The organism is Pseudoalteromonas holothuriae (assembly GCF_945859825.1).
Taxonomy (GTDB): Bacteria; Pseudomonadota; Gammaproteobacteria; order Enterobacterales; family Alteromonadaceae; genus Pseudoalteromonas; species Pseudoalteromonas holothuriae.
The window spans coordinates 58,531-66,373 of record NZ_CAMAPC010000024.1; the positions used below are offsets into that span (position 1 = coordinate 58,531).

The following is a 7,843-nucleotide window of genomic DNA, read 5'->3' on the forward strand; positions in this document are numbered from 1 at the left end:
GTAAAGAAACAAAACAGCCGCTATTGCGGCTGTATACGAAATCAACGGTTATGTAGGAACTACATTTGAGAGTTAGCGAATTTCGTCAGGAATATTTTGTTGTGCCCACGAGAGTAACTCAATACGGTTGCGGCACTTTGTTTTTCTAAATGCACTGTATAAATGTGTTTTCACCGTATGGGGACTAATATTTAAGTCTTCGGCTATTTCTTTATTTTTTGCGCCTTTGCTCATTAACGAAATAATCGCTTTTTCACGTTTGGTTAGCTTAACGGGTTCGATATCGCCTTCGGTCAGCTTGTGTAGTGCATCTTTGTTAAATTGTAGCATTCGATTAAGTGCGTTACACATAATGTCACGGCGATACCAGAGTTGATTTTCCATTAATAATCGAATGCCTTTCATTAACACGTCTGCGTTATCGGTGGTATAAAATACACCGCGGATCCCACTTAACAAGGCGCGATTAGCTAACTCTGGGTTTTCATCAAGGTTAAATAAGACAATGTCGCAATTGACTTTGAGGCGGCTTAGTTGCTCTTTTAGTGTGACCCAAGCTTCCTTTGGGGCAGTTTCGATAAAAAGAATACGCGTACCCTCTGGCACCTCTTCTATTTCTGTACTGGTTGTAACTTCCAGCCCTTGTGTTTTTAGTAGAGGTTGTAAGATATTGATACCTATGGTGTTTATAGGGTCTTTATCTAATAATAAAAAGGCAGAACTGCTCATTGATGCTAACACTCTCATTCAAACGGATGATTTAATGCTAACATGAGGTTCCGCCCTTTTGTATTAGTATTTTCATCAAGCTTTAGAAGTATTTGCTATATGTTACTGCTCAGTAAACCTATGAGCAGTAACAATTTATAATTGATGCAAGCTAACTTTATGATATAAATAAAGTTTTGTTTTTGTGGATAATAAGTTAATTGTTTACATTAATTAACATAGAATAATTTAGATTAATCCTTTTTTCGTATCTTGATAAGGGGGCCAGCCCATAGGCTTACCAGCAAGCAAATGTAGGTGTAAGTGGTAGACCGTTTGTCCACCATGCTCATTACAATTGATGACTGCGCGGTAACCGTCCTCTGCGAAACCATGTTCTTTAGCAAGCTTTGCAGCTACGGCATAAAGGTGGCCGATAAGATGTGAATTCTGCTCATTAACATCATTAATAGTGGCAATACGTTGCTTTGGGATCACCAAAACATGGAATGGAGCCTGTGGGTTGATATCTTTAAATGCTAATGCCAGCTCATCTTCATAAACTACGTCAGCTGGAATTTCTTTGTTGATTATTTTGTCAAAAATGGTGCTGTCGGTCATATTAGATCCTACTAAAATGTTGGTTAATCGTTACACTAATGACAAAGTTTATTGAGCCTGTCAAACTGGATATGCCAATATAGTATAAAATGACAGGATTCTTTATGAGTATTAAACCCTTTGTTGTGACATTTACTTTATTTTTGGGGTGTACTTTCGAGTTTGCACATAGCGCCACGGTTAACTTTTCAACAGAACTTTATCCTTTACAGATAAATGATGAGGTGGTGGAGCACTCATTGTTTAGTAAGGTGACAGAACTAACACTCTCCCCGGGCAATTATGCTCTAAAACTAAAATACAGTGATTTGTATGAGTTAGAGTATGATGAGCATGAAGTCGTTGAATCTGAGCCATTTTGGGTCACGTTGAATATTCACCAAGAAGGTGATTATACCGTATTATTCACACGCCCTGGTGATGTTGAATTGGCAAAGCAGTTCGCGAAAAAACCCATGGCTCAAATACAAATGCCAGATCAACAAGTGCGCACGTTAGGTGTTTTAAAGCAAAGGCCACTGCTTGCCTATGCTAATAATGAGGTTCAGCATGCACCTAAGGCTTTACCGGTAGAACTGCAAACTGCACCATTGCCTGCATCAGTAACGCCAAAGCAACAGCCGCAAGGAGTATCGCATCCAGATGCATATTCGATGTTGGAATTTTGGTGGCAACAGGCCAGTGAAGCACAGCGAGCGGTGTTTTTAGAAAAAATTAAGGGCCCGTAATAGGCCCTTAAAAATTACTCAAAGTAAATGCTTATTTATCAAAAATAGCGTCTATCGAGCCTTGTGCTAAAGAATGATAGCCCGGGCGTGCTTTTTGATAAACGTCATAAGCCCACTCGCGTTTACCGTTTTGCACAAGTGCTTTGTAGAGTCTTACAATCAGCTTACGACGCCCAATGGTTGTTAGGTGCTTTTCCAATGCTGGATAAACGCGCTGATAGCCATTATTCACAGCTAACATATACCATGCGAAAGCACGTTCAGCGTTGGTTGATTGTGTTAAGTTAAAAGCATTATCTAATTCACTCATACGCTCAGCACTTAAATCACGTGGTAGGTTATTAATAAAGTGCAACCACTCATGTACTGTCCATTGATTCGTAGGTAGACTGCCAAGCGGTTGCTGATTGTTTAGCCAAGCTTGGGTTAGGGCATCTATCTTATCGAATGCATCAGAGGTTGGGTTGGGCGCATCACTAGGTAGACCAGGTTGAAAAATCCACTCTTTTGCTTTATCTAAACTCACTACCCCAGGGTGTTTTTCAAGTAAATTAGTGTTCAAATATTCAACAAATTGTGCGGTGGTTAAAGATTTAAATGAATAGGTTTTAAAGTACTCTTTGACGAACACATCAAACTTTTCACGGCCAAACTTTTCTTCTAGATAAATTAAAAATAGCTGACCTTTGGTATAAGGTATTGAGCTAAATGCATCATCAGGGTCTCGACCATTAAGTTTAAGGTTTAAGCGCGTATCTGGCTCATCAATGGTTTTTAGTAGTTCATGTAAACCTGCAGTATCAAGGGCTTGCTCCATTACTGCGCGTTCACGGCCGAATACTTCTTCCATAATGCGATTTTCAACGTATGAGGTAAACCCCTCATTTAGCCATAAATCTTCCCAAGTAGCGTTAGTTACTAAGTTACCAGACCAAGAGTGTGCTAGCTCGTGTGCAATGAGGTTTACTAAGCTTTTGTCACCAGCAACGACCGTTGGGGTGATAAACGACAAGCGGGGGTTTTCCATGCCACCAAATGGGAAACTAGGAGGTAGCATCAATAAATCATAACGTCCCCAAGCATACTCACCATACATAGCGTTGGTTTTGTTTATCATGGTTTGCGTGTCGTTAAATTCGGCAACGGATGCATCTAAAATTTGTGGCTCAGCAAAAATGGCAGTTTGATGCGACATCTCTTTGTATTCTAAATTACCAGCGCCAATGGCTATCAGGTATGGCGGGATCGCTTGTGGCATATCAAACCAGTAATCACCATCTTTAATGAGTGCGCCGGTATTATCGGCACTCATGACAGCACGAACATCTTCAGGCGTTTGAATTCGTGCCGAGTAAGTTACACGCATTGCTGGAGTATCTTGCACTGGGATCCAGCTACGTGCATGAATAGCTTGAGATTGGCTGTACATAAATGGATGTGTTTTGCTGGCAGTTTGCACCGGTGCAAGCCATTGCAGGCCAGATGCTTTAGGTAAACTGTTGTAGTAAATACGTGCTTTTTTAGCTTGTTCTTTAAAACGTACAGTGAGTTTCGCGCCTTTTACGTCATCTCGTTTTGCAAGGGTAAAACGTGCTGTATGCCACTGGTTATTTTTACCTTGGTACATGACCTTATCAATTTCTAAATCGCGGGTATCGAGAACCAAGGTGCGTGCATTGGCATTTTGCCATTCAAGGGTGTGCTCAACAAAACCTTCGAGTTGTTTATCAGCAAAGTCTACATCTAAATCTAAGTGTAAGTGCGTTGAGATAACGTCATTTAGATTAGCATAAGTGTGTTGGTCAACTGAGGTTGCCATCACTGAGTGTGAGAGTCCGGCCAGAGCTAAGCTGGTCGCGAAGGCTGTTAATTTCATAATATCCTTGCTCATTATGGAGTATTCAAACGCATGTTATAACATGCTTGAGAGCAAGATCACACATGGATGCGCCAAGTGAGGCGTTAGGGTAAACTATCGTTATTAGAATGATTTGTTAAGGCATTAACGTGCACGCTTTACGACCTTTACACACATTTGCATTACCCAGTAGGTGTCATCAGTTAATTACGCTGACGCATTGGCAGCAGCTATTAGAGATAGACTTTACAAAGCCGTTTTGTTTGTTAGGACAAGGTAGCAACACCATTTTTGTTGATGACTTTGAAGGCAGTGTGCTGCATGTTGCGTTTAAAGGTATTGAAATTAATGAACATCAGTCTCATTGGCGTATTAAAGTGGCTGCAGGGGAGAGCTGGCATGATTTAGTCATTAAACTGCTGGATAAGGGCATTGCAGGGCTAGAAAATCTAGCCCTTATTCCAGGTACTGTGGGGGCGGCACCGGTGCAAAATATTGGAGCCTATGGGGTGGAGCTAGCACAATTTGTTGATCACATTGAGGGCTTTGATATTCAAACCCAGCAGCTGATGACGTTAAGCGCTGAGCAATGCCAGTTTGGTTATCGTGATTCAATTTTTAAGCATGCACTTAAAGCGCGCTTTGTGATCACCCAAGTGTGCTTGAGACTTACCAAGCAATGGCAGCCAGAACTCAGCTACGGACCTCTACAAAGCCTTAAAAACGACAACCCAACAGCGCAGCAGGTGTGTCAGGCGGTGGTTAAAATAAGACAAAGTAAGTTACCTGACCCGCATGTTTTGGCAAATGCAGGCAGTTTTTTTAAAAACCCCATTGTAAGCCATAAGCATGCCGTTAAGTTAAAACAAAGCTTTGCAGATATACCCGTTTATGCAGTCGACCAACAACAGCAAAAATTAGCTGCGGGTTGGTTGATTGAGCAAACTGGACTAAAAGGTTATCGAGTTGGTGATATTTCGGTATATCAAAAACAAGCGCTGGTTTTGGTGAACCACGGAAATGGTTGTGCTGAGGACTTACTTGCGGTGATAAAACACATTCAGGGTCAGGTATGGCGTCAATTTGCGGTTTGTTTAGAGCATGAAGTACGCTTAATCGGTCGCCATAATGAAATTCACATTCAAGGAGCTGTTAGTGAGTAAAGCACCAGCAGGAAATAAGCTTGCGATTTTAAACGCATTGAACAAGGGTGGGTTTGTGTCGGGTCAACTGCTAGGAGTGCAGTTAGGTATTAGTCGCGCAGCGGTGTCAAAGCACATTGCATCGCTTCAGGAAATGGGGATTGATATCTTCACGGTCAGTGGTAAAGGCTACTGTCTTAACCATAGCCTACCTTTACTTGATAAAGCACAAATAAGTCAGCAGCTGGCACTTTTAAAATGCGACAACCTTGTGGATGTTGAACCTGTTATAGATTCAACTAATAGTGAATTAATGCGCCGTATTCAAGCGCAGCAACCGCTTCAATCTGGGCAAATTTTAGTGGCGGAGATGCAACAAGCCGGACGTGGTCGACGTGGACGAGTTTGGCAATCACCGTTTGGTGCCAATCTTTATTATAGTTATTACTGGCGCTTAGATGATGGTCTACAAGCCGCAATGGGGGTATCTATCGCGGTTGGTCTGGCGGTTTATGATGCCTTAAAAGTGCTCTATAACTTAGAGATAGCACTTAAGTGGCCAAACGATATTTATCTTAATAATAAGAAATTAGCAGGTGTGTTGGTTGAGCTTGATGGTCAAGTAGAAGGGCCATGCCACCTTGTGATTGGCATTGGGATTAATTTGTTGATGCCCGATGGTGCATCTACACAAATAGACCAGCCTTGGACTGACTTATCAACCCATGCGGGAACGCTGAACAAAAATCAGTTGGTTGCTGTGCTAACACAATGCTTAGCTAAGCGTTTGGCACAATATCAGCAATCAGGTCTGGCCCAAATGAAAACGCAGTGGAACACACTTAATGCCTTTGCTGGTGATATGGTCACTTTGAGCACAGGGCAGCGTCAATGGCGTGGTGTATGCGAAGGAATTGATGAGCAAGGTGGGATTGTGTTGCGCCAAGATGGGGTGTTAAAAAGCTATTTTGGTGGTGAGATATCACTACGTAAGGATGCTTAATGCAGTTATTGATTGATGTAGGGAATACCGCGGTAAAGTTGGCATTAGCGCGCAATGATTATGTTACGTTGATTGATGATATTTCAATACCTTGGAATGATATTAGTGAGGTGCTGGTGGCACAGGTTGGTAAATCTGATGCGTTGACGCCTTATATTGACAAAGCTCAAGTGCTGGGTATTCCTGTAGTCCAAGCGTATGTTACTCAAACATTAAATGAATTACGCTGTGCTTATGCGCACTATCACAATTTAGGGATAGATCGTTGGCTTACTGTGGTGGCGTGCCATTATTTATACCCTAAACAAAATTGTGTGATTGTTGATTCTGGTACCGCTACCAAAGTGGATATTCTTACCGCAAAGGGTGAGCATTTAGGTGGTTGGATTTTACCTGGCTTAGATATGATGGTTGATAGCTTAGTAAACAACACACAAAAAGTATTTAGTGATGAACAAAGTTTGTTTACTAAAGCACTTGGCAAAAACACGCCCAACGCGGTAAAAAATGGCGCATTGGTTGCTACCTTAGGGGCCATTTATGCCGGTATGCAAAGTTTTGAGTGTGAAACAAGTGCACTAAAGGTGATATGTGCGGGAGGTTATGGCGAATTTATATCACAACAACTGATGTGTGAATCCCAATATAATGACATTTTAGTGCTGCAGGGGTTATTGTTTTGGCGTAAAAACATTCAAATTTGAATGCATTAGCGTACTTTTGCCGTAAATCTGAGCAGTTAAACAATATTTTCTCATTTTTTTGCAGATTGTTGTTGCATCGCCCTAAACCTTGCTCTAGAATCTCGCCCCGTACTAAAGCAGTGCCGACTTAGCTCAGTTGGTAGAGCAACTGACTTGTAATCAGTAGGTCATCCGTTCGACTCGGATAGTCGGCACCATTTTTTACACTGCAATATGCAGGTGCTTTAGGAAAGAATTATAATGTGGAGGGGTTCCCGAGCGGCCAAAGGGATCAGACTGTAAATCTGACGGCACTGCCTTCGCTGGTTCGAATCCAGCTCCCTCCACCACTTTATTCTTGACGGTTAGAGGTAGTTAAGAACAGGTTCCTAAAGCGGGCATCGTATAATGGCTATTACCTCAGCCTTCCAAGCTGATGATGCGGGTTCGATTCCCGCTGCCCGCTCCAGTAATTCTGGTGTGCTGATATAGCTCAGTTGGTAGAGCGCACCCTTGGTAAGGGTGAGGTCGGCAGTTCAAATCTGCCTATCAGCACCAGTCTTTTGAATCTTCTCATATACTTCCTTTGATTTTTTATAAAATAACTGAAAGAATAATCGTAGCTCGCTAATGGCGGGTTATTTTTATATGTAATCTAGATACACAAACACTGATAGGTTCCGTCATGGCAAAAGAAAAGTTTGAACGCGTAAAACCGCACGTAAACGTAGGTACAATCGGCCACGTTGACCACGGTAAAACAACTCTAACAGCAGCAATCACTAACGTACTTGCAAAAGTATACGGTGGTGAAGCAAAAGACTTCGCAGCAATCGATAACGCTCCAGAAGAGCGTGAGCGTGGTATCACAATCTCAACGTCTCACGTTGAGTACGATACACCGACTCGTCACTACGCACACGTAGATTGTCCAGGACACGCGGATTATGTTAAAAACATGATCACTGGTGCTGCACAGATGGACGGCGCAATCCTAGTAGTTGCTGCAACTGACGGTCCTATGCCACAAACACGTGAGCACATCCTACTTTCTCGTCAGGTTGGCGTACCTTACATCATCGTATTCATGAACAAATGTG

8 protein-coding genes and 4 tRNA genes are annotated in these 7,843 nt (G+C 42.2%); 9 read left to right on the forward strand and 3 right to left on the reverse strand.

Annotation, left to right across the window (positions count from 1 at the left end; genetic code table 11):
• Nucleotides 1–72: 72 nt before the first annotated feature.
• Nucleotides 73–729 (reverse strand): helix-turn-helix transcriptional regulator, encoded by a 657-nt coding sequence (locus tag OCI93_RS19340; protein WP_261594712.1) that lies wholly within the window; start codon nucleotides 727–729, stop codon nucleotides 73–75.
• Between the two features lie 228 nt (nucleotides 730–957).
• Nucleotides 958–1,329, reverse strand: coding sequence for a histidine triad nucleotide-binding protein (locus OCI93_RS19345; protein WP_261594711.1), 372 nt, complete (start codon nucleotides 1,327–1,329; stop codon nucleotides 958–960).
• 104 nt (nucleotides 1,330–1,433) lie between these two features.
• Between OCI93_RS19345 and OCI93_RS19350 the strand changes: the two genes are divergently transcribed.
• Entirely contained in the window at nucleotides 1,434–2,057 is a 624-nt protein-coding gene (locus tag OCI93_RS19350; protein WP_261594710.1) for a DUF2057 domain-containing protein, read from the forward strand.
• A gap of 31 nt (nucleotides 2,058–2,088) precedes the next feature.
• Here OCI93_RS19350 and OCI93_RS19355 read toward each other — a convergent pair whose 3' ends face one another.
• A complete protein-coding gene (locus OCI93_RS19355) occupies nucleotides 2,089–3,933 on the reverse strand; it encodes a M1 family metallopeptidase (RefSeq protein WP_261594709.1) in 1,845 nt (614 codons plus the stop codon).
• Between the two features lie 131 nt (nucleotides 3,934–4,064).
• Here OCI93_RS19355 and murB point away from each other — a divergent pair, with 131 nt between their 5' ends.
• From murB to OCI93_RS19395, 8 genes are all read left to right on the forward strand, one after another.
• Nucleotides 4,065–5,078 carry a UDP-N-acetylmuramate dehydrogenase gene (gene murB, locus OCI93_RS19360; RefSeq protein WP_261627089.1) on the forward strand — a complete coding sequence of 338 codons (1,014 nt, stop codon included), beginning with the start codon at nucleotides 4,065–4,067 and terminating at the stop codon, nucleotides 5,076–5,078.
• Nucleotides 5,071–6,060 (forward strand): bifunctional biotin--[acetyl-CoA-carboxylase] ligase/biotin operon repressor BirA, encoded by a 990-nt coding sequence (gene birA, locus OCI93_RS19365; protein WP_261594707.1) that lies wholly within the window; start codon nucleotides 5,071–5,073, stop codon nucleotides 6,058–6,060. Before murB ends, birA begins: the two co-directional genes overlap by 8 nt.
• Nucleotides 6,060–6,764, forward strand: coding sequence for a type III pantothenate kinase (locus OCI93_RS19370; protein WP_261594706.1), 705 nt, complete (start codon nucleotides 6,060–6,062; stop codon nucleotides 6,762–6,764). Before birA ends, OCI93_RS19370 begins: the two co-directional genes overlap by 1 nt.
• Nucleotides 6,765–6,885: 121 nt before the next feature.
• Nucleotides 6,886–6,961, forward strand: a tRNA-Thr gene (locus tag OCI93_RS19375).
• A 47-nt stretch (nucleotides 6,962–7,008) separates the two neighbouring features.
• A tRNA-Tyr gene (locus OCI93_RS19380) sits at nucleotides 7,009–7,093 on the forward strand.
• A gap of 44 nt (nucleotides 7,094–7,137) precedes the next feature.
• Nucleotides 7,138–7,212 (forward strand) — tRNA-Gly (locus OCI93_RS19385).
• 13 nt (nucleotides 7,213–7,225) lie between these two features.
• Nucleotides 7,226–7,301: transfer RNA gene (locus tag OCI93_RS19390), tRNA-Thr, on the forward strand.
• 127 nt (nucleotides 7,302–7,428) lie between these two features.
• A partial coding sequence (locus tag OCI93_RS19395) for a GTP-binding protein (RefSeq protein ID WP_261627090.1) occupies nucleotides 7,429–7,843 on the forward strand: 415 nt, incomplete at its 3' end.

What these genes read in the sequence shown, in the direction of transcription:
- OCI93_RS19355 (WP_261594709.1), bottom strand. Translation starts at nt 3,933, where the DNA reads ATGAAATTAACAGCCTTCGCGACCAGCTTAGCTCTGGCCGGACTCTCA.
- OCI93_RS19370 (WP_261594706.1), top strand. Translation starts at nt 6,060, where the DNA reads ATGCAGTTATTGATTGATGTAGGGAATACCGCGGTAAAGTTGGCATTA.
- OCI93_RS19345 (WP_261594711.1), bottom strand. Translation starts at nt 1,329, where the DNA reads ATGACCGACAGCACCATTTTTGACAAAATAATCAACAAAGAAATTCCA.
- OCI93_RS19350 (WP_261594710.1), top strand. Translation starts at nt 1,434, where the DNA reads ATGAGTATTAAACCCTTTGTTGTGACATTTACTTTATTTTTGGGGTGT.
- OCI93_RS19340 (WP_261594712.1), bottom strand. Translation starts at nt 729, where the DNA reads ATGAGCAGTTCTGCCTTTTTATTATTAGATAAAGACCCTATAAACACC.